This window comes from Intrasporangium sp. (assembly GCF_040414665.1).
In the GTDB taxonomy this organism is placed as follows: domain Bacteria; phylum Actinomycetota; class Actinomycetes; order Actinomycetales; family Dermatophilaceae; genus Intrasporangium.
In genome coordinates, this window is record NZ_JBEDUL010000170.1 from 1 (window position 1) to 22594 (window position 22594).

The 22594-nt window shown below is 70.0% G+C and carries 22 protein-coding genes; 16 read left to right on the top strand and 6 right to left on the bottom strand.

The window, feature by feature from the left end:
• Window positions 1–773, bottom strand: a 773-nt coding sequence (locus ABF401_RS18545; protein WP_353511066.1) for a UTP--glucose-1-phosphate uridylyltransferase, incomplete at its 3' end; no start/stop codon positions are given.
• 110 nt (window positions 774–883) lie between these two features.
• Between ABF401_RS18545 and typA the strand changes: the two genes are divergently transcribed.
• The 4 genes from typA (at window position 884) to ABF401_RS18565 (ending at window position 7322) form a co-directional block, all read left to right on the top strand.
• Window positions 884–2776: a translational GTPase TypA gene (gene typA, locus ABF401_RS18550; protein WP_353511193.1), complete on the top strand. Its 1893-nt coding sequence runs from the start codon at window positions 884–886 to the stop codon at window positions 2774–2776.
• 7 nt (window positions 2777–2783) lie between these two features.
• Window positions 2784–4559: an ABC transporter substrate-binding protein gene (locus ABF401_RS18555; RefSeq protein ID WP_353511067.1), complete on the top strand. Its 1776-nt coding sequence runs from the start codon at window positions 2784–2786 to the stop codon at window positions 4557–4559.
• Window positions 4560–4607: 48 nt separating this feature from the next.
• Window positions 4608–5495 (top strand): N-acetyl-1-D-myo-inositol-2-amino-2-deoxy-alpha-D-glucopyranoside deacetylase, encoded by an 888-nt coding sequence (mshB, locus tag ABF401_RS18560; protein WP_353511068.1) that lies wholly within the window; start codon window positions 4608–4610, stop codon window positions 5493–5495.
• A 129-nt stretch (window positions 5496–5624) separates the two neighbouring features.
• Complete coding sequence (locus ABF401_RS18565; protein ID WP_353511069.1) at window positions 5625–7322, top strand: VanW family protein; 1698 nt, start codon at window positions 5625–5627, stop codon at window positions 7320–7322.
• Window positions 7323–7378: 56 nt separating this feature from the next.
• Here the strand turns inward: ABF401_RS18565 and ABF401_RS18570 are convergent, their stop codons facing one another.
• Window positions 7379–8449 carry a GNAT family N-acetyltransferase gene (locus ABF401_RS18570; RefSeq protein ID WP_353511070.1) on the bottom strand — a complete coding sequence of 357 codons (1071 nt, stop codon included), beginning with the start codon at window positions 8447–8449 and terminating at the stop codon, window positions 7379–7381.
• Window positions 8450–8514: 65 nt separating this feature from the next.
• Here ABF401_RS18570 and fdxA point away from each other — a divergent pair, with 65 nt between their 5' ends.
• The 4 genes from fdxA (at window position 8515) to ABF401_RS18590 (ending at window position 11844) form a co-directional block, all read left to right on the top strand.
• On the top strand, window positions 8515–8841 hold the full coding sequence (gene fdxA, locus ABF401_RS18575) for a ferredoxin (protein WP_353511071.1): 327 nt from the start codon (window positions 8515–8517) through the stop codon (window positions 8839–8841).
• A gap of 7 nt (window positions 8842–8848) precedes the next feature.
• Window positions 8849–9961 (top strand): succinyldiaminopimelate transaminase, encoded by a 1113-nt coding sequence (dapC, locus tag ABF401_RS18580; protein WP_353511072.1) that lies wholly within the window; start codon window positions 8849–8851, stop codon window positions 9959–9961.
• Between the two features lie 235 nt (window positions 9962–10196).
• Entirely contained in the window at window positions 10197–11477 is a 1281-nt protein-coding gene (locus ABF401_RS18585; RefSeq protein ID WP_502908294.1) for a citrate synthase, read from the top strand.
• 4 nt (window positions 11478–11481) lie between these two features.
• Window positions 11482–11844 carry a hypothetical protein gene (locus ABF401_RS18590; RefSeq protein ID WP_353511073.1) on the top strand — a complete coding sequence of 121 codons (363 nt, stop codon included), beginning with the start codon at window positions 11482–11484 and terminating at the stop codon, window positions 11842–11844.
• On the opposite strand, the gene ABF401_RS18595 is transcribed toward ABF401_RS18590, so the two are convergent.
• On the bottom strand, window positions 11831–12709 hold the full coding sequence (locus ABF401_RS18595; protein WP_353511074.1) for a hypothetical protein: 879 nt from the start codon (window positions 12707–12709) through the stop codon (window positions 11831–11833). The two genes, ABF401_RS18590 and ABF401_RS18595, sit on opposite strands and share 14 nt — an antisense overlap.
• Before the next feature lie 24 nt (window positions 12710–12733).
• Entirely contained in the window at window positions 12734–13663 is a 930-nt protein-coding gene (dapD, locus tag ABF401_RS18600) for a 2,3,4,5-tetrahydropyridine-2,6-dicarboxylate N-succinyltransferase (RefSeq protein ID WP_353511075.1), read from the bottom strand.
• A 72-nt stretch (window positions 13664–13735) separates the two neighbouring features.
• Here dapD and dapE point away from each other — a divergent pair, with 72 nt between their 5' ends.
• The 4 genes from dapE (at window position 13736) to ABF401_RS18620 (ending at window position 17445) form a co-directional block, all read left to right on the top strand.
• Complete coding sequence (dapE, locus tag ABF401_RS18605; protein ID WP_353511076.1) at window positions 13736–14827, top strand: succinyl-diaminopimelate desuccinylase; 1092 nt, start codon at window positions 13736–13738, stop codon at window positions 14825–14827.
• A gap of 73 nt (window positions 14828–14900) precedes the next feature.
• Window positions 14901–15752 (top strand): LOG family protein, encoded by an 852-nt coding sequence (locus ABF401_RS18610; protein ID WP_502908290.1) that lies wholly within the window; start codon window positions 14901–14903, stop codon window positions 15750–15752.
• Window positions 15749–16201, top strand: coding sequence for a cell division protein DivIVA (locus ABF401_RS18615; protein ID WP_353511077.1), 453 nt, complete (start codon window positions 15749–15751; stop codon window positions 16199–16201). The genes ABF401_RS18610 and ABF401_RS18615 overlap by 4 nt, the downstream gene beginning before the upstream one ends.
• Complete coding sequence (locus ABF401_RS18620) at window positions 16198–17445, top strand: putative hexosyltransferase (RefSeq protein WP_353511078.1); 1248 nt, start codon at window positions 16198–16200, stop codon at window positions 17443–17445. The genes ABF401_RS18615 and ABF401_RS18620 overlap by 4 nt, the downstream gene beginning before the upstream one ends.
• 50 nt (window positions 17446–17495) lie before the next feature.
• On the opposite strand, the gene ABF401_RS18625 is transcribed toward ABF401_RS18620, so the two are convergent.
• On the bottom strand, window positions 17496–18314 hold the full coding sequence (locus ABF401_RS18625; RefSeq protein ID WP_353511079.1) for an enoyl-CoA hydratase/isomerase family protein: 819 nt from the start codon (window positions 18312–18314) through the stop codon (window positions 17496–17498).
• Between the two features lie 140 nt (window positions 18315–18454).
• Here ABF401_RS18625 and ABF401_RS18630 point away from each other — a divergent pair, with 140 nt between their 5' ends.
• Entirely contained in the window at window positions 18455–18628 is a 174-nt protein-coding gene (locus ABF401_RS18630) for a DUF3117 domain-containing protein (protein WP_013493416.1), read from the top strand.
• A 91-nt stretch (window positions 18629–18719) separates the two neighbouring features.
• On the opposite strand, the gene ABF401_RS18635 is transcribed toward ABF401_RS18630, so the two are convergent.
• Window positions 18720–19343 (bottom strand): O-methyltransferase, encoded by a 624-nt coding sequence (locus ABF401_RS18635; protein ID WP_353511080.1) that lies wholly within the window; start codon window positions 19341–19343, stop codon window positions 18720–18722.
• A 190-nt stretch (window positions 19344–19533) separates the two neighbouring features.
• Between ABF401_RS18635 and sigE the strand changes: the two genes are divergently transcribed.
• Genes sigE through ABF401_RS18650 form a run of 3 tightly spaced genes read left to right on the top strand, consistent with a single transcriptional unit; the run spans window position 19534 to window position 22564 of the window.
• Window positions 19534–20208, top strand: coding sequence for an RNA polymerase sigma factor SigE (gene sigE, locus ABF401_RS18640; RefSeq protein WP_353511081.1), 675 nt, complete (start codon window positions 19534–19536; stop codon window positions 20206–20208).
• Between the two features lie 53 nt (window positions 20209–20261).
• Window positions 20262–20957, top strand: a complete 696-nt coding sequence (locus ABF401_RS18645; RefSeq protein WP_353511082.1) for an anti-sigma factor — start codon at window positions 20262–20264, stop codon at window positions 20955–20957.
• Window positions 20954–22564 (top strand): S1C family serine protease, encoded by a 1611-nt coding sequence (locus ABF401_RS18650; protein ID WP_353511083.1) that lies wholly within the window; start codon window positions 20954–20956, stop codon window positions 22562–22564. The genes ABF401_RS18645 and ABF401_RS18650 overlap by 4 nt, the downstream gene beginning before the upstream one ends.
• Window positions 22565–22594 lie beyond the last annotated feature (30 nt).

Here is a 22594-nt window from a genome sequence, read left to right on the forward strand (position 1 = left end):
ACGAGGTTGCCGTCGGCGCGCCGGCGGGCGACATGGCCGCCCTTGCGGTCGGCTTCGGTGCGATCGACGACCTCCGAGACCCACGGGATGCCCTCGGCCGCCATCCAGCCGAGAATGCGCGGCTCGAGCACCGCCCCGAGGTTGTCGGAGTTCGACATGAACGCCCAGCCGTAGCCGCCGTCGAGCAGGCGCTCCAGCGTGCCGGACGTCTGGAGCGCGGTGAACAGGTCGCCGTGGCCGGGCGGGCACCACTCGAGGTCGGGGTCGGGCGCCCACTGCACCGGCGTGAGGTCGTCGGCGCGCAGCTTGGGCTCCTTGTTCTGGAGGAAGTCCAGCGGCACGTCGGCCTCGAGCTCCGGGTAGCGCGCGAGCGCCGCCAGCGTGTCCTCGCGGGTGGAGAAGGAGTCCATCAGGACGAGCGGCAGCCGCACGCCGTGCGCGCGGCGCAGCTCGAGCACCTGGCGGGCGGTGATGTCCAGGAACGTCAGGCCGTCCTTGACCTCGACGAGCGACTTGGCGTGCGTCATCCCCATGCTCGTGCCGAGGCCGCCGTTGAGCTTGATGACGACCGCCTGGTCGAGCGGCGCCTCGGCGTCGGGGAGGTCGTCGACGTCGGGGATGTCGGCGACCGGCTCGAGCTCGGCCTCGGGCAGCATGCCCGACTCGCCCGCTTCGAGCTGCCGGTAGTAGTGGCGGAAGGTCGCGATGGCGGCGTCGGCGACGCCGGCGCGGCGCATCTTCTCCTCGGCCTGCCGCAGGCCCTCGGCGCTCACGGCGTCGCGAGCTTCGTGCGCGTGACGAGCATGGCGGGAGAGTAGTCGCCGCGCGTCGAGTCGCGCTCGCGGCGCGCTGACAGGCGCTCCCGGCTAGCCTCGATGGCGTGCTGATCGAGCGCTCCGACATCCGCAACGTCGCCATCGTCGCCCACGTCGACCACGGCAAGACCACACTCGTCGACAAGATGCTGTGGCAGTCAGGGGCCTTCGGCGAACACCAGCACGTCGACGAGCGCGCCATGGACTCCGGGGACCTCGAGCGCGAGAAGGGCATCACGATCCTCGCGAAGAACACGGCGGTGCACTACCGGGGCAAGGCAGCCCTCGATCGCGGACTTCCCGACGGCGCCACCATCAACATCATCGACACGCCGGGTCACGCCGACTTCGGCGGCGAGGTCGAGCGGGGCCTGTCCATGGTCGACGGGGTCGTCCTGCTCGTCGACGCCTCGGAGGGACCACTGCCGCAGACGCGGTTCGTGCTTCGCAAGGCGCTCGCCGCGAAGATGCCCGTGATCCTGTGCATCAACAAGGTCGACCGCCCGGACTCCCGGATCGCCGAGGTCGTCGACGAGGCCTACGAGCTCTTCCTCGACCTCGACGCCACCGAGGACCAGATCGACTTCCCGATCGTCTACGCCTCGGCGAAGGCGGGCCGGGCGTCGCTCAACCGGCCGGAGGACGGCGGCCTGCCAGACGGCGACACCCTCGAGGCCCTCTTCGCGACGATCCTCGACACCATCCCGGCGCCCACCTACGACGACGAGGCGCCGCTCCAGGCCCACGTCACCAACCTCGACGCGTCCAACTTCCTCGGGCGCCTGGCCCTGCTGCGCGTCCACAACGGGACGATCACCAAGGGCCAGCAGGTCATGTGGTGCCGCCGCGACAAGTCCCAGCAGCGGGTCAAGATCACCGAGCTGCTCATGACGGAGGCGCTCGAGCGCAAGCCGGCCGACAGCGCCGGACCCGGCGACATCATCGCCGTGGCCGGCATCCCCGAGATCACCATCGGTGAGACCCTGGCCGACCCCGAAAACCCCATTCCCCTGCCGCTCATCACCGTCGACGAGCCGGCCATCTCGATGACGATCGGCACGAACACCAGCCCGATGGTCGGACGGGTCCGTGGCGCCAAGGTGACCGCGCGGATGGTCAAGGACCGCCTCGACCGGGAGCTGGTCGGCAACGTGTCGCTGCGCATCCTGCCGACCGAGCGCCCCGACGCCTGGGAGGTGCAGGGCCGCGGCGAGCTCGCCCTCGCCATCCTCGTCGAGCAGATGCGTCGCGAGGGCTATGAGCTCACCGTCGGGAAGCCGCAGGTCGTCACCCGGGAGATCGACGGCAGGATTCACGAGCCCGTCGAGCGGCTCACCATCGACACGCCGGAGGAGTTCCTCGGGACGATCACCCAGATCCTCGCGGCCCGCAAGGGTCGGATGGAGCAGATGACCAACCATGGCACCGGCTGGATCCGAATGGAGTTCCTCGTGCCCTCGCGGGGGCTCATCGGCTTCCGCACCGAGTTCCTGACCGAGACCAGGGGTACCGGCATCGCCCACCACGTCTTCGAGGGCTACGAGCCGTGGTTCGGCTCGATCACGACGCGCATCAGCGGCTCCCTCGTGTCCGACCGCAGTGGAGTCGTCACCGCGTACGCCATGGTCAACCTCCAGGAGCGCGGCACCCTGTTCGTCGAGCCCACCACCGAGGTCTACGAGGGCATGATCGTCGGTGAGAACTCCCGGTCGGACGACATGGACGTCAACATCACCAAGGAGAAGAAGCTGACCAACGTGCGGTCCTCGACGGCGGAGAGCTTCGAGAAGATCGTGCCGCCACGCAAGCTCAGCCTCGAGCAGTGCCTGGAGTTCTGCCGCGAGGACGAGTGTGTCGAGGTCACTCCCGACGCCGTCCGGATCCGCAAGGTCGTCCTCAGCGCCACCGACCGTGCTCGCACGGCGGCTCGTGCGAGGGCGGCGGCCAGGGCGGAGGCCTGATCCCACCGTGCACCACACCCTCCCGCTCCGGGTCCGCCGGGTCGTCAGCGCCGTCGTAGCTGCGGTCCTCATGGTGGCCGGCACCGCGGCGTGCACTCCGGAGGACATCGTCGGCAGCCAACCGGCGAGTGGCACGGGCGGGGCCCCGGCCAAGGTCGGACCCCCACAGGGCGGCGGCACCCTGCACGTCCTCGTCGCCGGAGAGATCGCGACGTGGGACCCGCAGCTGCTCTACGTCGGACCCGAGGCGTTCTTCGCCCAGCGGACGTTCGTGCGGACCCTGACGACCTACGGTGCGGGCGACGACGAGAAGCAGCTCGTCGGCGACCTGGCGACGGACACGGGCACGGAGTCGAACGGCGGCAAGTCCTGGACCTTCACGTTGCGCGATGGGGTCACCTGGCAGGACGGAAGTCCCGTGACCTGTGACGACGTCCGGCACGGCGTCGCACGGACCTTCGACCGCACCACCCACATCGGCGGCACGAACTACGCGAGCTACCTGCTCGACGTGCCGACGAAGGTCACCTCCGAGGGCCTCGAGAAGCCGGTCTACACCGGTCCGGCGGACACGAAGAACGCCAAGTCCTTCCTCAAGGCGGTCGTCTGCAAGGACCGCCAGATCACCTTCCACCTGCGTGCGCCGGAGCGCGACTTCCCGCACATCGTCGCGCTGCCAGAGTTCGCGCCCCGCAAGGCGGCCGCCGACTCGAAGGAGGCCAAGGCCTCGCTTGCGGTGTCCTCGACCGGACCCTACCGGCTGGAGGGCTCGTGGGTTCCCGGCAAGGGCGGCACCTTCGTGCGCAACGAGCACTGGGAGCCGGAGTCCGACCCGGTGCGCAAGGCGTACCCCGACCGGATCGTCGTGACCGCGGGGCTCACCGAGGCCACCGTCATCGAGCGGCTGCTCAACCAGCAGGACAGCGACGCGCAGGCCGTGTCGTGGGTCAAGGCGTCACCGACCCTGCGCAACCAGGCGGGCCCGGCGCTGCGGGCGCGGATGACCTTCCCCTACACGGGCAGCGTCGACTACCTCGCGCTCAACATGCGCAGCCCCGTCATGTCGAAGGAGGTCGTCCGCGAGGCCTTCGCCCTGGCGACGAACCGGGCGACCTACGTCACGGCCAATGGCGGCGACGGGGCAGGGTCGCCGACGTGGTCGGTCCTCGGGCCGAGTGTGAGGGAGGCGGGCCTCACGCCCGCCAAGGGTGCCCGGGTCGAAGGGAACCCCGATGCGGCGCGCTCCCTGCTCGAGAAGGCAGGCCTCAAGCTTCCGCTCAAGGTGCGCGTGGTGCACGCCGAGTCGCGGCTGATCGACAAGGCCTATGCCGCCCTCGAGGCCGGCTGGGAGCGCGCGGGCTTCGACGTCGAGCGCACGGCCGTGCCACCCGAGGACTACTACAAGACGATCGAGAAGGCATCGGCCGGTAAGGACTTCGACGTCTTCCGCGGATCATGGCTGCCCGACATCCCGTCGGCGAGCGCGGTGCTCCCTGCACTCTTCGATGCCCGGATCAACGTCGACTCCTCCGGTCCCGGCCAGGACGTCGGCTACTTCGACGACAAGGCCGTGGCCAAGCTCATGGACCAGGCAGAGGCGACGGCCGACCCGGGCAAGCGCGCTGGCCTGTGGGCCAAGGCTGATGACCTCATCCGCGAGCGGGGCGGTTACGTCGCCCTGGCGGCGACGAAGGTGCTGCACATCCACGGCTCCGGCGTGCTGCACTACGACGACCACGCCATCGGCGGCATCGTCGATCTCGCCACCGTCGCCGTTCGCTGAGTCCGGCCCGAGCGAACGCATCCCGAGAAGGCCCATCCGGAGCAGCCGATGACCCATCGCATCGTCCTCGTCCACGCGCACCCCGACGACGAGACCCTGACCTGCGCCACGACGATGGCGCACCACACGGCCCGGGGCGACGAGGTCCACGTCGTCACCTGCACCCTCGGCGAGGAGGGCGAGGTCATCCCCTCGAAACTGCGCCACCTCGAGGGCCATCCGGACGACCTGCTCGCACCCCATCGACGGGGCGAGCTGTCCGCGGCCCTTGCCGCGCTGGGGGCGCAGGGTCACCTGCTCGGTGAGGACGGGCTCGGAGCCCGCCGCTACCGGGACTCCGGCATGGCGGGGTCTGCGGCGGCTGCCCGCCCGGAGGCCTTCGTCAACGCCGACCTGGTGGAGGCTGGTGCCGCCCTCGCCGGGCTGCTCCGCGACGTGCGACCGGACGCGCTCGTCACCTACGACCCGGAGGGTGGCTACCGCCATCCAGACCACATCCAGGCCCACCGGCTCACCCGCGCGGCCCTCGACCAGCTCTCGGACGCAGAGCTCCCTGCACGGACCTACGAGATCTGCATCCCTCGCACCTGGGCCGACGAGGACCGCGCCTGGACCCGGGAAGCCGACTCAGCGGCATACGGCCTCGTCGTTCCAGGGTGGGAGGACCCCCATCCACCCTCGGTGGTGGACGACGACGAGATCACCCACGTCGTCGAGGATCCGAGCACTCGGGCCAGCAAGCTCGCGGCGATGCGGGCGCATGCGACGCAGGTCATCGTCGCCACCGACGACCTCCATGCGCTGTCCAACCTGATCGCGCGGCGGACGACGGACCGCGAGGCGTTCCGGCAGGTCGACCCTCGGACGTGGGAGCCGGTGCGCGTGGCGGCGAAGCGTGACGGACTCGACGGAATCTCGTCGGACCTCCTCGGCTGACCGATTCCCCGGAATGCCGTTGAACATGCAACTATAGGCCTGACCCGGAACAGGCAGCGTCCGAGGGGCAACGTCGTCACCCCACTCGGATATCGTGCGCTGACGACCTCGCCCCCGCACGGAGAACCCATGGCCCTGAACGACCAACGCGCCTCGATCATCCGGTTGGCCATTGCCTCCGCCGTCCTCGTCGGCAGCTACCTCGCGCTTGCTGCGTGGTCGGCGCACCAGCTGCCGTCCACGGTCTCGGTCGGTGGGATCGCGATCGGCGGGCTCTCGGAGGACGAGGCCGAGGCCGAGATCGTCACGAAGTCCGAGGCCCTGCTCGCCACCCCCATCTCACTGACCGTGCCCGGCCGGGACAAACCGCTCGAGGTCGTGCCCGGGGAGAGCGGCTTCTCGGTCGATGCGGCCGGCACCCTCGACGACCTGACGGGATTCAGCCTCAACCCGGTCACGATCTGGTCTCGACTCGTCGGGTCAGTCGATGCGCCCCTGCTCACTCACGTCGACGACGGAGTGCTGACGGCCCGCCTGTCCAAGCTGGCACCGTCGGTCGAGGCGAAGCCGACCGAGGGATCCGTCACGTTCCCTGACGGCAAGGTCAAGGTCAAGGCACCGGTGGCGGGCCGCACGCTCGACATCGCGGGCACCAAGCTCGCACTGCGCACAGCGTTCCCGCACTCGACGACTGCGACGGCGGCCCTCGCACCGCTCGAGCCGCAGGTCAGCGGCGAAGCCATCGCCTCGGCGGCCCGAGACTTCGGCGAGAAGGCGATGTCGGGGCCGATCACGGTCGTCGCCGGCAAGGCCACGGCCCAGCTCGAGCCGGAGGACTTTGCTCCGGCAGTGACGATGGCGCCGGACGGCGACGGGGGACTGGCGCCCACGTTCGCCAAGGACAAGCTCCTGGCCATCGTCCTCGACAGCGTCGACGTCTCCACGACGGAGGCGAAGGACGCCACGTGGACCCTCGAGGGAGGCCGTCCCAAGATCGTCCCGTCGGTCGACGGCACGGCGGTCGACGAGTCAACGATCGCCGACGACGTCATCACGGCGATGACGGCGCCGGAGCGGCGAGTCGAGCTCAAGGTCGTGACGAAGAAGCCGAAGGTCACGACCGAGATCGCCCAGAAGGCGGGCGTCAAGGAGGTCATCGTCGACTTCACCTCGCCTTTCCCGACGAGTGACACCACCCGCACGCAGAACCTCATCGTCGCGAGCCGCACCATCAACGGCACGTACATCGCTCCGGGAGAGACCTTCAGCCTCAACGGGATCCTCGGCGAGCGCACCACGGCGAAGGGCTACGGGGACGGCACGGTCATCATCAACGGCCGGCTGACCCGCGGCACCGGAGGTGGCATCTCGCAGGTCTCCACGGTGATCTACAACATGGCCTACTTCGCCGGCGCACGGATCCTGGAGTTCACCCCACACGCCTTCTTCATCCCGCGCTACCCGGAGGGTCGCGAGGCCACGGTCCACTGGCCGAGCGTCGACAACAAGTGGAAGAACGACACCCCCTACGGGATGCTGTTGCAGACCTGGGTGGCTGACGGCAACGTCCGCGGGCGGGTGTGGAGCACGAAGCACTGGGACATCAAGTCGGTCAAGGGAGCCCGTCGCAACGTCGTGGAGCCGAAGACGATCCGCGACGACTCCCCGACGTGCTACCCGCAGCAGGCCAACCAGGGCTTCGACGTCACCGTGACCCGCCAGTGGTACAAGCCGGGCTCGTCGGCGCTCGTCAAGAGCGAAGCGGTGCACACGCACTACATCCCCGAGCACGAGATCATCTGCACCGACCCCAACGCGAAGCCCTGAGTTTCGCTGCGCCTACGTCCGGTTCGAGGTAGTGGCTCGCTCTCGAGAGCGAGCCCCTACCTCGAACCGAATACCTCGAACTGGACGAGGTAGGTGTACTCGTGGTGGACGGTGAAGCCGAGCGCCTCGTACATGGTCATCGCGGCGTCGTTGTCCGCTGAGACCTGCAGGTAGATCGCGGGCGTGCGGTTGTCCCGCGCGATCGTCCCCACTGCCGCCATGACGCTCCGGGCGAGACCCTGACGGCGGTGGTCGGGGTGCACCCAGAGCCCGAAGACTCCAGCCCAGCCGGGATGGAGGGTGAGCCGCGCCACCGCGATGATCCGGCCGCTCGTCTCCTCTCGGATCGAGAGGAACAGCTGCCGTTCACTGCCGGTGAGGACCGCCTCCGTGATCCCGGGGACCGGGGTGCGCCCTTCGCTGTAGGCCCTGAGCCACTCCTCGGAGAGTGTCTTCTCCACGACGACCTGCGATGCGGTGCCTGTCGCGGACGGGAGCCCGCCCAACGGCCCGGTCATGACCAGGACCCTGGACCAGTCCGGCCGTCCGCCGCCGACCGTGTAACCACGCTCGACGAGCGCCTGCGCCACCGGATGGTCGGCGATGGCGAAGCCGGCCGGGCCGCTGACCTGGAACATCGTCGTCTGCTCCCGCTCGGCGTACCACCGCTCGCAGTGGTCGAGAGCCGTGTCGAGGGGGAGCCCCGGGTCGCCGACGACGAGCACCGAGTTGGCCCGTCCTGTGTAGCCGGGGGCCGAGCGGAGCAGCCACGACCCGAGCGCGGCCTGCTCGACCGCCACCCAACCCTGCGCGGCGACCAGGGCGAGGTCGTCGAGCGACACGCGCAGGTGCGCAGGCCCGGGCCGCGTCGCCGCCGGAGGGACGGGCTTGGCGGCGACGACGTCGCGTCGGGGCACCGCAACGCGGCCGCGCTTCGTGTCGATGAGGAGGGCGTCGTCGGTGCGCACGGCGAGGCGTCCGATCACGTCAGTGGCGCCCGCCTCCGGTGAGTCGACCAGGCGCTGGCGCACGACGACCCGGGTCCCCACGGTGAGCCGGGCCGACGGGTCGGGCGGACCCTCAGTCCCCGTCTCAGGGGTGGGGTGGTTCCCGTCGCCGCCGATCATGTCCGGCATACTAGGCCGAGCACGACCCCCGCACTCTCATCGCTCCAGTAGGAGGTCCGGTCTTCATGACCTACGTCATCGCCCTGCCCTGCGTCGACCTGAAGGACAAGGCCTGCATCGAGGAGTGTCCGGTCGACTGCATCTACGAGGGCAGGCGGTCGCTCTACATCCACCCGGACGAGTGCGTCGACTGCGGCGCCTGTGAGCCGGTGTGCCCCGTCGAGGCGATCTACTACGAGGACGACGTGCCGGAGGAGTGGGCCGACTACTACAACGCCAACGTCGAGTTCTTCAACGACCTTGGTAGTCCGGGTGGCGCCGCAAAGCTCGGGATGATCGACAAGGACCACCCGTTGATCGCGGCGTTGCCGCCGCAGGAGCACGCCGAGTGAGCTGCGGGTGATCGACCGCTCCCTCCCCGACTTCCCCTGGGACTCGCTCGCGCCCTACAAGGCGCGAGCGAGCGCGCATCCGGACGGAATCGTCGACCTGTCGGTCGGCACCCCGGTCGACCCCACGCCCCCGTTCGTCCGCACCGCGCTCGCCGAGGCCGCCGACGCCCCCGGCTACCCGGTGACGGTGGGAACGGCAGAGGTTCGTGAGGCGATCTGCGCCTGGTTCGACCGGCGTCGTGGCGTGCCGGGGCTCGACCCCTCGCAGGCCATCCCGACGATCGGGAGCAAGGAGCTGGTCGCCTGGCTGCCGACGCTCCTCGGCCTCGGCCCGGGCGACATCGTCGGCATCCCCGAGGTCGCCTACCCGACGTATGACGTCGGTGCCCGACTCGCCGGCGCCTCCAGTGTCGTCGCCCAGTCGCTGACCCGCCTCGGGCCGCTGACCCGGGCGACCACCCCGAAGCTGCTGTGGCTCAACAGCCCGAGCAACCCGAGTGGTCAGGTCCTCGGCGTCGAGCACCTCGCCAAGGTCGTGTCGTGGGCACGCGAGCACGGCGTCATCGTTGCGAGCGACGAGTGTTACGCGGAGCTCGACTGGCGTCGCGGACAGCTCGGTCGAGCGACGCCGAGCGTGCTGCACCCGGACGTCTGCGGCGGTGACCACACGGGACTGCTCGCCGTCTACTCCCTCTCCAAGCAGTCCAACCTGGCGGGCTATCGCGCCGCCTTCGTCGCCGGGGATGCGCAGCTCGTGGCGCGGATCCTCGAGGTCCGCAAGCACGCCGGGATGATGATGCCCGCGCCCGTCCAGCACGCGATGGCGCTCGCCCTCCGTGACGACGCGCACGTGGCGGAGCAGCGCGACGTCTACGGCCTACGTCGCGAGGTGCTCCTCGAGGCGGTTCAGCGAGCGGGGCTGCGCGTCGACCACTCCGAGGCGGGCCTCTACCTCTGGGCCACCCGCGAGGAGGACTGCTGGGCAACGGTTTCCGAGCTGGCAGACCGAGGCATCCTCGTCGCTCCGGGGAGCTTCTACGGCGCTGCCGGCCAGCAGCACGTCCGCATCGCCCTCACGGCGACCGACGAGCGGATCAAGGCGGCGAGCAACCGCCTCTGATCGAAGCAGCAGTTTCCGTCGGTTTCCCTGACGCGAGCTGCACACTCGACCGGGTGGGGGCCGGAGCGGCACCGCACCTTCGAGCGGAAGCGAGCCCAGCGGCATACGGAATCGTCCTCACCCTCCACGCACACCACGGTGCGGACCGGTTTACCGACACCCGACTGCGCTGGGGTAGCGTGCTTTGCGGACACCCCCCGGCCCACAGGTCGGTTCTCGAGGAGGCGATGTGGCAGTGACGAACGCAGTGGACGCGACCCTCAAGGTCGGGGAGAAGGAGATCACGTTCCCGGCGGTCGACGCCGTCGAGGGCAGCGATGGCATCGGAGTGGGCTCGCTCCTCAAGGAGACCGGCCTCGTGACCTACGACGTGGGGTACGTCAACACCGCCTCGTGCAAGAGCGCCATCACCTTCATCGACGGTGACGCCGGCATCCTGCGCTACCGCGGCTATCCGATCGAGGAGCTCGCGGAGCACTCGAGCTTCGTCGAGGTCTCTTACCTGCTCATCTATGGCCGCCTCCCGACGAGCGAGGAGCAGGCGACCTTCCGGGAGCTGATCAGCAGGCACACGATGCTCCACGAGGACCTGCGGGCCTTCTTCAACGGATTCCCCCGCGACGCGCACCCGATGCCGGTCCTCTCCTCGGCCGTCTCTGCGCTCGGCACCTTCTACCAGGACAGCCTCGACCCGTTCGACGAGGAGCAGGTCGAGATCAGCACGATCCGCCTCCTCGCGAAGCTCCCGACGATCGCCGCCTACGCGTACAAGAAGTCGGTCGGGCAGGCCTTCATCTACCCGGACAACTCGCTGGGCTTCGTCGAGAACTTCCTCCGGATGACGTTCGGCGTCCCGGCCGAGCCCTACGAGGTCGACCCGACCGTCGCCAAGGCGCTCGACCTGCTCTTCGTGCTCCACGCCGACCATGAGCAGAACTGCTCGACCTCCACGGTCCGCCTCGTCGGCTCGGCCCACGCCAACCTGTTCAACTCCGTCTCCGCCGGCATCCATGCCCTGTCCGGTCCGTTGCACGGTGGCGCGAACCAGGCCGTCCTCGAGATGCTCGGCGACCTGCAGGCCTCCGGCGAGGACCCGAAGTCGTTCATGAACCGGGTCAAGAACAAGGAGGACGGCATCCGCCTGATGGGGTTCGGCCACCGGGTCTACAAGAACTACGACCCGCGCGCCGCCATCATCAAGAAGGCGGCCGACGAGATCCTCGCGAAGCTCGGCAAGAACGACCCGCTGCTCGACATCGCCAAGCAGCTCGAGGAGATCGCGCTCGCCGACGACTACTTCGTCGACCGCCGCCTCTATCCGAACGTCGACTTCTACACCGGTCTCATCTACAAGGCGATGGGCTTCCCGTCGAAGATGTTCACCGTCCTCTTCGCGATCGGGCGGCTGCCGGGCTGGATCGCCCAGTGGCGCGAGCTGATGAACGACCCGGAGACGAAGATCGGTCGTCCGCGGCAGATCTACACCGGCGAGGCGGAGCGGCACTACCCGGCCTGATCGCATGGCCTCCTACTCCGTCAACCCCGCTGCCGTCGAGCACGTCCGCGGCCTCATCGACAAACGGCGCTACGTCCTCGACTCCGAGTGGGGCGAGGTGCAGCCGGACGCAGCAGCGCAGAACGCCTACCTCGAGCGGCACTCGTGGGAGGAGTACGCCGCCTGGCACCTCGGGCTGACCGAAGGGGCAAACGACGAGACCAAGGCCCGCTACGCGTTCGTCTGCGGTGACTTCAGCCGGGTGCACCGGTCCGGGCTCATCGCGTGTGTCTACCGGGCGGCCGAGTGGCGGCACAAGGCCGTTGAGCGGGCCGCCTACGAGCTGTTGCAGGCGCTCGACGAGAAGGCGGGCATCACTGCAGAGTGATCGTCACGGTGGGTGAGGGGTCGCCCTCCGTCCACGCGCCATCGCGGTCAGCTCGGTCCCACGCCCGCTCCCCGACAGCCACGGCCGTGACCCCGAAGTGTGCCGCGCGGGCCGTGGCCCAGTGCCCCACCGCCCACGCCAGCCGCTGGTCGGGCGCGGTGACGGTCAGGGCCCCATCCGATGCCTGCACCTGCATGATGCCCATCTCATTGGCGAGCGCGTCCGCCACCGTGGCGGGCTGCGCGTGTGAGGTCGCCTCCTCGAGGGCGCAGGTGAGCCCAGCGGGGGAGTGGCCGGTCAGCGCCGACGCGAGGACGCGGCCCTGGCCCTCGTGGTCTCGATAAGCCTCGGGGAAACCGCTCCGCTGGACCTTCTGGGCGATGACGGTGATGTCGGCGTTCTCGTACCCCTTCACCTTGACCAGCGCGTCATAGAACTTGTTGGTCGAGTAGACCGGGTCGAGGATCTGCTTCTCGGTGCCCCAACCTTGGCTCGGCCGTTGCTGGAAGAGCCCCACCGAGTCCCGGTCGCCGTAGGTGATGTTGAGGATCTTCGACTCCTGGTACGCCGTCGTCAGCGCGATGGTCGCGGCGCGCGGCGGCAGGTTGCGCTTGATCGACAGGGCGGCGATGAGGGCCGCGTTGCCCGTCTGCTCGGGGTCGAAGCTCTCCGTCATGCCGGCCGCACGGATGGTGCACCGTGGGGTGCGGATGCTGTCGACGAGGAACTGCGACGCGAACCACCCGCCCCCGACGACCACGGCGACGACCGTGAGCAGCGCGATGCGACCGCGATGCCGGCGGCGTCGCGGGTGGCTGGTCACGCCGGTCTCGTCGAGGACGAGCCCGAGGCGATCGTGCGGCATGTCTCCCTCAGTGGTCGGCGGCTGTCAGTCGTTGGCGTGGAGCACCTCGTTGAGGGAGATCCCCGTCCCCTTCCGGTCCCGGGCCTCGACGGCCCCCGTCTCGCTGTTGCGGATGAAAAGAATGTTGCTCGTCCCGGAGAGGTCGCGGGCCTTGACGACGCTGCCATCCGGCAACGTCACCTTCGTCCCAGCGGTGACGTAGAGCCCAGCCTCGACGACGCAGTCGTCGCCGAGGGAGATCCCGACGCCACCATTGGCTCCGATGAGGCAACGGTCGCCGATCGTGATCCGTTCCGTGCCACCGCCGGAGAGCGTCCCCATGATCGATGCCCCGCCGCCGATGTCAGAGCCGTCGCCGATGACGACACCTTGCACGACCCGCCCCTCGACCATCGAGGCACCGAGCGTGCCCGCGTTGAAGTTGCAGAACCCCTCGTGCATGACGGTCGTACCGGGCGCGAGGTGGGCACCGAGCCGGACGCGGTCGGCGTCCGCGATACGGACGCCTGAGGGGACGACGTAGTCGGTCATCCTCGGGAACTTGTCGACGCCGAAGACCTGGACCGGGCCGGCTGTGCGAAGCCGCAGGCGCGTCTGCTCGAAGTCCTCGACCGCACACGGCCCGTGGTTGGTCCACACGACATTGGCGAGGGTCGCGAAGATGCCGTCGAGGTTGATCGTGTTGGGCTGGGCGAGTCGGTGGGACAGCAGGTGCAGGCGCAGGTAGGCGTCGGAGGCGTCGGCGGGCGGGACATCGAGGTCGATCTCGACCCGTCGGACCTCGGTGCGGATGCGGCGACGGTCGTCGGGCCCGGCGAGGGCATCGAGGGTCGCGGGCACGACGGCGCCCTCGGGAGGGACTCCCATCGCGGGCGACGGGAACCACGTGTCGAGGATCTGGCCCGCCTCGGTGATCGTGGCGAGACCATGGCCCCATGCGCTGCGCTCAGACATGGGCTCAAGGGTAGGGGGGTCGCGGCGTGGGCGTGCACGTGGCCTGCGGCGCGACGTGGGTAGCCTTCCCGTATGCCGCTGAGCCCCGTTCCCGCGACCACCACCGTTCTCGACGTGTCGAGCGACGTCACCTCGCTGACTGCGGCGATCTGCGACATCGAGTCGGTGAGCCGGAACGAGGCGACGCTGGCGGATGCCGTCGAGTCGGCGTTGCGGGCGCTCGATCATCTCGAGGTCGTCCGAGACGGCGACACGGTGGTCGCCCGGACCAACCTCGGCCGGCCGGAGCGGGTCATCCTCGCGGGCCATCTCGACACGGTGCCGCTGACCAGTCCGCCGAACCTGCCCACGCGTCTCGTCCGCGGCGAGCTGTGGGGCCGCGGCACGGTGGACATGAAGGGTGGCGTGGCGGTCATGCTCAAGGTCGCCGCGCAGGTCACCGAGCCGGGGCGTGACCTGACCTTCCTCTTCTACGAGTGCGAGGAGATCGAGGCCGAGCTCAACGGTCTGGCCCGCATCGGGGCGAACCACCCCGAGCTGCTCGCCGGTGACTTCGCCGTGCTCCTCGAGCCGACCGCCGGGGGCATCGAGGGCGGGTGCAAGGGGACGATGCGAGTCGACGTCGTGACCACGGGCGTCGCGGCCCACTCCGCCCGTCCGTGGAGCGGCCACAACGCCATCCACGACGCTGCGCAGGTCCTGGCGCGGCTCTCGGCCTACGAGGCCGAGACGATCGAGGTCGACGGGCTCGAGTACCACGAGGCGCTCCAGGCGGTCGGGATCAGCGGTGGCATCGCGGGCAACGTCATCCCTGACCGGTGCACGGTCACGGTCAACTACCGCTTCGCTCCGGACAAGGACACGGCGGCGGCGTTCGACCACGTCCAAATGGTCTTCGAGGGCTTCGACTGCACCCTCGGCGATGCCGCGGATGGCGCCCGTCCGGGCCTGCACCTGCCGGCAGCACGTGAGTTCGTCGCCGCCCTCGGCCTTCCGGTGAACCCGAAGGAGGGGTGGACCGACGTGGCTCGCTTCTCCGCGCTGGGGATCCCCGCGGTGAACTTCGGGCCGGGTGACCCGAACCTCGCCCACATGGACGACGAGCGGTGTCCGGTCGCGCAGTACGAGGAGGCGGAGCGCGCGCTGCTCCGCTGGCTGGCCTGAGAGCCCCGGTGGGCTGGGACGGTGCGAGGGAGCGGCAGCCAGCTCAGCGGCATACGGCACAGGGAGGCTTAGGGTGGTCCCCGTGAGCGAGCACGACACCGGCCCTCAGGACGACGTCGCGAGCGACCCGGAGGTCCGGCCGGACGAGAAGCCCGCGTCCCAGGTGCCCGACGCGGTGCGGCGCTCCGGTCCGGTGGTCCTCCGCCGAGGCAGCGTCCCGGGCACGACGACGGACCAGCGGCTTCTCGACCGCAGGCAGCCGACCGACTGGCTCCACGCGGACCCTTGGCGCGTCATGCGGATCCAATCGGAGTTCGTCGAGGGCTTCGGCGCGCTCGCCGAGCTGGGGCCGGCCATCGGCGTCTTCGGCTCGGCCCGGTCCCGGGTCGGTGACGAGGCCTACGCCATGGGCGTCGAGGTCGGTCGCCTCCTCGCCGAGGCCGGCTACGCCGTCATCACCGGTGGGGGACCCGGCACGATGGAGGCGGCCAACAAGGGCGCCTTCCTCGGCGGCAGCACCTCGGTGGGACTCGGCATCGAGCTGCCCTTCGAGACCGGTCTCAACGAGTACGTCGACCTCGGCGTCAACTTCCGGTACTTCTTCGCACGCAAGACGATGTTCCTCAAGTACTCGCACGGCTTCATCGTCCTGCCGGGCGGCTTCGGCACCCTGGACGAGCTCTTCGAGGCGGTGACGCTGGCCCAGACGCGCAAGGTGACGCAGTTCCCCGTCGTCCTCATGGGGACCGCGTACTGGAAGGGCCTGCTCGACTGGCTGCGCAGCACCGTCCTCGAGGCAGGCATGATCGGCGAGGACGACATCGACCGGCTCGTGGTCACCGACGTCCCGGAGGAGGCGGTCGCCGCCATCCGGGCCCATGTGGACCAACCCGACGGCACGATTCGAGCGGAGCGGCCGGAGTGAAGTGGTTCATCCTCCTCGTCGGCATCATCGTCCTCTGTTTCGTCGTCGCGCTGATGCTGGGCCTCGGCGGTGGCATGGGCCGCCCGACCTCGTCGCTGAGCCACGAGCCGCTCCCCGACGGCGACCTGCACGACGAGGACCTGGACGAGCTGAGGTTCGACGTGAACGTCCGTGGCTACCGCATGAGCCAGGTCGACGGTGTCGTGGACCGGCTGCGTCGGGAGCTGCGCGAGAAGGACGAGCACATCGCCTTCCTCGAGTCGGGCTCGCGTCTCAGCACAACCGCGGCGCAGGCGGACGAGCCCTCGGCGGATGAGTCCCTCGCGGACGAGCCCTCGGCGGAGGAGCCCGCTGCCGAGGAGCCCGCTGCCGAGGAGCCCGACAGGGACGAGGCCGCCGTGAGCGACGACCACCAGCGGGCGCAGCCGCACGACTCGCCGAAGGCATGACGATCACGGACCCGGCGCGGCGGCTGACCGGCACGGAGGCGTGGTTCCCACGCCGGAGGTTCATCCTCTGGGTGCTCGCGCTCTACGCAGCGTGCCGTGTCGTCACCACCGCGATCCTGCTCGTGGTCATGCAGCGGCAGGTGCCGACCGGCATGACGGGCGGCGACGACATCCCCGTCACGTACTTCCCGTTCACCGCGCTGTGGGACGGGCAGTGGTACCAGACCATCGCGACCGAGGGGTACCCGGACCACGTCCCGCGAGGCGAGGACGGCGGCGCGCAGCAGAACGCGTGGGCGTTCTACCCCCTCTTCCCGTTCGCCGCCCGGGCGTTCATGGCGGTGACCGGCCTCGAGTTTCCCGCAGCAGGCTCGACGATCGCGCTGCTGTGCGGCTTCGGCGCGGCTCTGCTCATGGGGCTGCTCCTCCGCGAGCGCATCGGCGACGCCGCGGCCCTGGTCGTCGTCGTGCTGTGGGCCTCGTTCCCCGCATCAGTGACGCTGCAGCTCGCCTACACCGAGTCGCTGGCCATGCTCCTCCTCGTGGCGTACCTCCTCGCCCTTGCCCGGGAGCGCTGGCTGCTCGCAGCTGGCATCGCGGTGCTCGTGGGGTTGACCCGTCCGATCGCCGTGCCGCTCGGGGTGGTCACGCTGGTGGCGCTGTGGCTGAGATGGCGTGCGCGCGGGGATCGGCCCATCAAGGCAGGGGAGTATGCCGCTGGGCTCGCCTCGCTCGTCGCGTGCGGTGTCGCGGGGTTCCTCTGGCCCGCCATTGCGTGGGTGGCCACCGGCGAGCGGTCGGCCTACACCGACACGATGGGTGCGTGGCGCGGCTCCGGGGTGGTCGAGCCGTTCGCTCCGTGGCTCGGCATGTCCAGATACGTGTTCGGCGAGACGTGGGGACCGGTCTGGCTCGTCGTCGTCCCGCTCGTCATCCTCGCGATGGTCCTTGGGCCGTGGGCCAGGGGACTCGGGATGCAGCTGCGAACGTGGTCGGTGGCCTATCCTGCCTACCTCGCCGCCGTGCTCGATCCCTTCACGAGCATCTTCCGCTACCTCATCCCGATGTTCCCGCTCCTGGCCGTCCTGGTCGGTGCGGGTTGGGAGGACCGCCGGGGCAGCACCTGGCCCAGGCTGCTCGTTCGGTCCGTGCCGGTGCTCGTGCTGTTCATCGTCGGGCAGTACTACTGGACGGACATTCTCTGGCGCTACATCCCGTCACCGACCGGCGACTACCCGCCCTGACCCGCCCTACCGATCGACCCGTCGAGCGCGAGCCGGCGCCGGAGGAGGGCTCAGCGGCCCGAGAAGGTCGGCTGCTCCTTGGCGAGGAACGCGTCGACCGCGGTCCGGTGGTCCGCGCTGCGACCGGTGAGGGCCATCAGCTCCGCCTCGTGGGCGAGGGCGCTCTCGAGATCGGTGCCGACGCTGAAGCCGACGGCGCGACGGATCGCACCGTAGGCGAGGGTCGGACCGGCCGCCAGGGACGTCGCGAGCTCGGTGACGACGCCGTCGAACCCGTCCCGAGGAACCACCTTCGAGACGAGACCCAGGGCGAGCGCCTCGTCGGCCGGAATGGTCCGGGGGAACATCAGCAGATCCTTGGCGCGGGCGGGACCGACGAGCCGGGGCAGGGACCACGAGGCGCCCGAGTCGCAGGAGAGGGCGATGCCGGCGAAGGCGGTGTTGAGGCCCGCGCCCTCCACGATGACGCGGACATCGCAGGCGAGGGCGAAGCTCATCCCGGCGCCGGCAGCGACCCCGTTCAGCGCGGCGACAACCGGCTTGTTCATCGTCGCGAGGAGCATGACGATCTGGTTGTAGTGCTCGGTCACGGTCGTGGCCAGTGAGGTCTCGCCGGAGGCGAGGTCGGCCACGTGCTCCTTGAGGTCCTGGCCGACGCAGAAGGCGCGGCCGTTGCCGGTCAGCACGACGCACCGGACGGCGGGATCATCCGCTGCCGAGCGCAACGCGGCGAGGAGCGCCACCTTGAGCTCGCGGTCGAGGGCGTTCATGGCGTCGGGCCGGTTGAGCCGAAGCCAGGCGACTCCGTCCGTCACGGTGACCTCGATGGGGCTCGCGGGGGCCTGTGTGGCTGGGTTCGGCTCAGTCATGGCGCCAACTCTGGCCCAATCCCGCTGCGCGGGAAAGTACTGGGCTTCCAACGTGCTCGCCGTCACATCCCGGATTAGGTCCGGCTGACGCGACACGGAATAATGGCTGCAGACCACCCGATTTCAGTGGAAGGGGCACCATGGCAGCAATGAAGCCGAGGACCGGCGACGGACCGCTCGAGGTCGTCAAGGAGGGTCGTGGCATCGTGCTGCGCATGCCCCTCGAGGGTGGCGGGCGACTCGTCGTCGAGATGACGCCGGATGAGGCTGCAGCCCTTCGCGACGCCATCCAAGGGTGCGACGGCGTCAACTGAACCTGCTCCTCCAGCACGCGGCTCCCGACGACGTCGGGAGCCGTTGCCGTTCCGTCCGGCCTCGGGCCCAGCGCTTCGGGCCGCCACAGCGTCAGCGCTTCACGGCGAGCAGCAGGCCGTCCCCCACCGGCAGCAGCGATGCGGTGAACTCGTCGTGGTCGCGGATGAGCTTGCCGACCTCGCGCAGGGTCCGCGTCTCGGGATCCCTGGCCGCGGGGTCCGACTCCTTGTCGGTCCAGGTGAGCACGAGGGTGCCCCCGTGCCGCAGCAGCCGGGACGCCTGCTGGACGTACTGGGGGTACTCCCCCTTGTCGGAGTCCACCACCATCAGGTCGTAGGCGCTGTCCGTCATCCGGGGCAGGACCTCGAGTGCCCGTCCGGCGATGACGCGCGTGCGTTGGTGCGCGATGCCGGCGGCAGCGAACGCCTCCCTGGCTGCCTGCTGGTGCTCGGCCTCGATGTCGATCGTCGTGAGGATCCCGTCCGGTGGCATCCCGCCGAGGATCCACAGACCGGAAACGCCGGTCCCCGTGCCGACCTCCATGACGGCCTTCGCCCCGGTTGCGGCCGCAAGGGCCCGCAGGAACCCGCCGGCGCCGTTGCCGACCGGGTCGACACCCAGTTCCTCCGCACGCCGGTGCGCCGCCTCGATGTGGTCGCCCGGTGTGACGAACTCCTCCGCGTGCGACCAGGCGGCAACCTTGTGCTGGCTCATGGTCGTCCACCCTAACGTGGGGCCACGCGCGAGGACGGCGCGGGAGGAACGAAGGATGCACAGGTCATTCACAGGATCCAGACAGGGAGCATAGACCGGGAATGGCAACGATGAAGGGGACGGAGAAGGGGAACGAATGAGACCGGCGCTGCGTTGTGCTGGTCAGTTGCTCGAAAGGTGTGGAGATCGCGTGAGTGCGACTGTCTTGACCGAGGGCACCGGCACGGCCGGCGACCCGCAGCTCGATGCTGCCTCGGGGGCGGTGCACGACGGAGCCTGGACGCCCCCCACCTGGGAGGAAGTCGTCGAGCAGCACTCGGCCCGGGTGTACCGGCTGGCGTACCGCCTCACGGGCAACCCCTACGACGCGGAGGACCTGACCCACGACGTCTTCGTGCGGGTCTTCCGTTCGCTTCACTCGTACCAGCCGGGCACGTTCGAGGGCTGGCTGCACCGGATCACGACGAACGTCTTCCTCGACAAGATGCGCCGCAAGCAGCGAATCCGCTTTGACGCTCTCCCGGAGGACGCGGCCGGCCGCCTGCCGAGCAGGGAGAAGGGGCCGGAGCAGACGTACCACGACGAGCGGTTCGACGACGACGTGCAGCGGGCCCTGGACGCGCTCGCACCAGAGTTCCGCGCCGCCGTCGTCCTGTGTGACATCGAGGGCCTGTCCTACGAGGAGATCAGCGCGACCCTCGGGGTCAAGCTCGGCACCGTGCGCTCGCGGATCCACCGCGGCCGCGCGCAGCTGCGAGAGGCGCTCGCTCATCGGGCGCCAGAGGTGACCAAGAAGCCCGAGACGCGTGCCGCCCGATCGAGCCTGAGACTGCCCGGTCGGCGGGTCGCTGCAGGAGCCCGGTGAGGTGACGTGATCGGTGAGCAGGTCCGTCGACGGTCCATGGAGGTGAGCGCCGGGTGACACCCCACCTGCGTGGACACGTCCGGGCCTATGTCGACCGGGCCCTGCCGCCGGCCGTCCTCCACCTCTACGACCGGCACCTCGTCGCGTGCATGATCTGTCGGTCCGCCGCCGACCAGGAGCGTCGGATCGTCTCTGCCCTCCGGGCCGAGGCCTGTGACCTGCCCGGTTCGCTCCGGTCCTCCCTCATGAGCCTGGCGACGGCACCTGCTGCTGCTCCGCCGCCCATGCCGCCGCCCGGTCCTCGCATCCCCCTCGGGCCACTGGCGCGGGGAGGCCGCGGAATCGTTCCCGTGGGAGCGCCCGAGCCCCTCTCGACCGTGCCTCCGACCGCCCCGGCCCTGCATCGGTCCCCGATGCGCGCGGCCATGATCGCGTCCCTCGCAGCGGGTGCCTCTGTGGCGGCCGCTTGGGGACTGGCCGTCTCGCCGCTCCCCGGAAGCACAGGGCCGCGGACGCCCTCGGTCCGGGTTCCGGCCGGTGTCGCAGACTTCGGTGCGGCGGTCACCTATCGGCCCGTGCTGCCCTCGCTGCCAGTAGCCACTCGGTCCGAGGCCCTCATCGGTCCGGGCCAGGGTGTCGGGACGGGGCCGTCGTCCTTCTGGGTGGTGTCGACGACACGCTCGGAGGCATCAGGCTCGAAGGCCCCGGTTCGTATCTTCCTCGTCTCTTCGGCACAATCGGCGCCATGAGCGACGACTCCACCGAGCCGCGATCCCACGATCCCAACGAGGCGCGCGGCGCGGAAGTCGACCGGACGGGGGTCATCGGGAAGTCTCCGACCCAGCCCATCGCTCGTCGCGAGGACGAGTCGGCAGACGGGTGGTTCTCCCAGTTCAGTGGAGAGCACCCGACCGAGGGGCCCGGTGTCCCGAGCCGCGCGGACGCCCCCTGGGGCTCTGACCGCGCAGATGCACTGGCGGAGGAGGCACACCGTGCTCGGTACGCCGGTCCGGTGGGTCCGGCGTATCCGACCGGTCCGGTCGTGCCAGCAGGTCCCGCCTCGCCCAGCGCGCCGAGCACGTCCAGTGACGTAAACCCCTCCGGCCCCTCCGGTCCCTCCAGCCTCGCAGAGGCATCTGGTGGTCCCCAGCCGGACTACCCCGTCGGGCTGCCCTACGCCTACCCGGGGAGCCCCTCTTCGGGCGACGCCGCGTCTTCCGGCGAGGCCCGCCACCAGGCGCCGGTGGGCCCGCCGCTACCGCCCCCCACTCCCACTCGCAAGCGTCGACGCGGCCTGCTCGTCGCCGGCCTCGTGGCGCTCTGCCTCGCCTCGGCTGCGGTCGGAGGAGTGGCCGGCCAACTGCTCGAGGACCGTGTGGTCTCCCAACGAAGCACGCTTCCGGAGCCTGGCCCCGGCGTCACTGAGCGGCCGACCGGGTCGATGGCGAACATCGCCGCCCGCGTCGTGCCGAGCGTGGTGACCATCAAGGTCGACGCCGGCTCGGAGGGGGAGGGCACCGGATCGGGCTTCGTCGTCGACGGCCGGGGGCACATCCTGACCAACAACCACGTCGTCGCTGCCGGAGGCGGCAACGGCGTCATCGAGGTCGTCCTCAGCAACGGTGAGACGGAGGACGCTCGGATCATCGGCCGCGACGCCAGTTATGACCTCGCCGTGCTCAAGATCGACCGCACGGACCTGACCCCGCTCCAGCTCGGACCGTCCGAGTCGGTACTCGTGGGCGACCCGGTCATCGCCGTCGGGGCACCGCTCGGCCTGGAGCAGACGGTCACCTCCGGCATCGTCAGCGCCCTCAACCGGCCGGTGGCGCCGGGCGCCGGGAACGAGACGTCGTTCATCAACGCCATCCAGACGGACGCCGCCATCAACCCGGGCAACTCCGGTGGTCCGCTGCTCGACCTCTCCGGCAAGGTGATCGGCGTCAACTCGGCGATCGCCCGGGTCCCCGGCTCGGGCTCGGCGGCCTCGGGCAACATCGGGCTCGGGTTCGCCATTCCGAGCGACCAGGCCCGTCGCACCGCGGACCAGCTCATCGCGACCGGCAAGGCGACGCACCCGATCATCGGCGTCCTCCTGGACCGGACGTTCTCCGGCGAGGGGGCCAAGGTGCAGAACTCCGGCAAGGCGGTCACCCCGAACGGCCCCGCGGAAAGGGCGGGAGTCCAGCCGGGAGACGTGATCGTCAGCTTCGAGGGCAAGCCGGTCCGCACTCCGGACCAGCTCATCGTCTCGATCCGGGCTCGTGCGGTGGGCGACACGGTGACGCTCACCATCGAGCGCGATGGCCAGCAGCGACAGCTGAAGATGACGCTCGAGGCGGAACCGGACAACTGAGCGCCACAGAGCGTACGTAGAATGACGCCG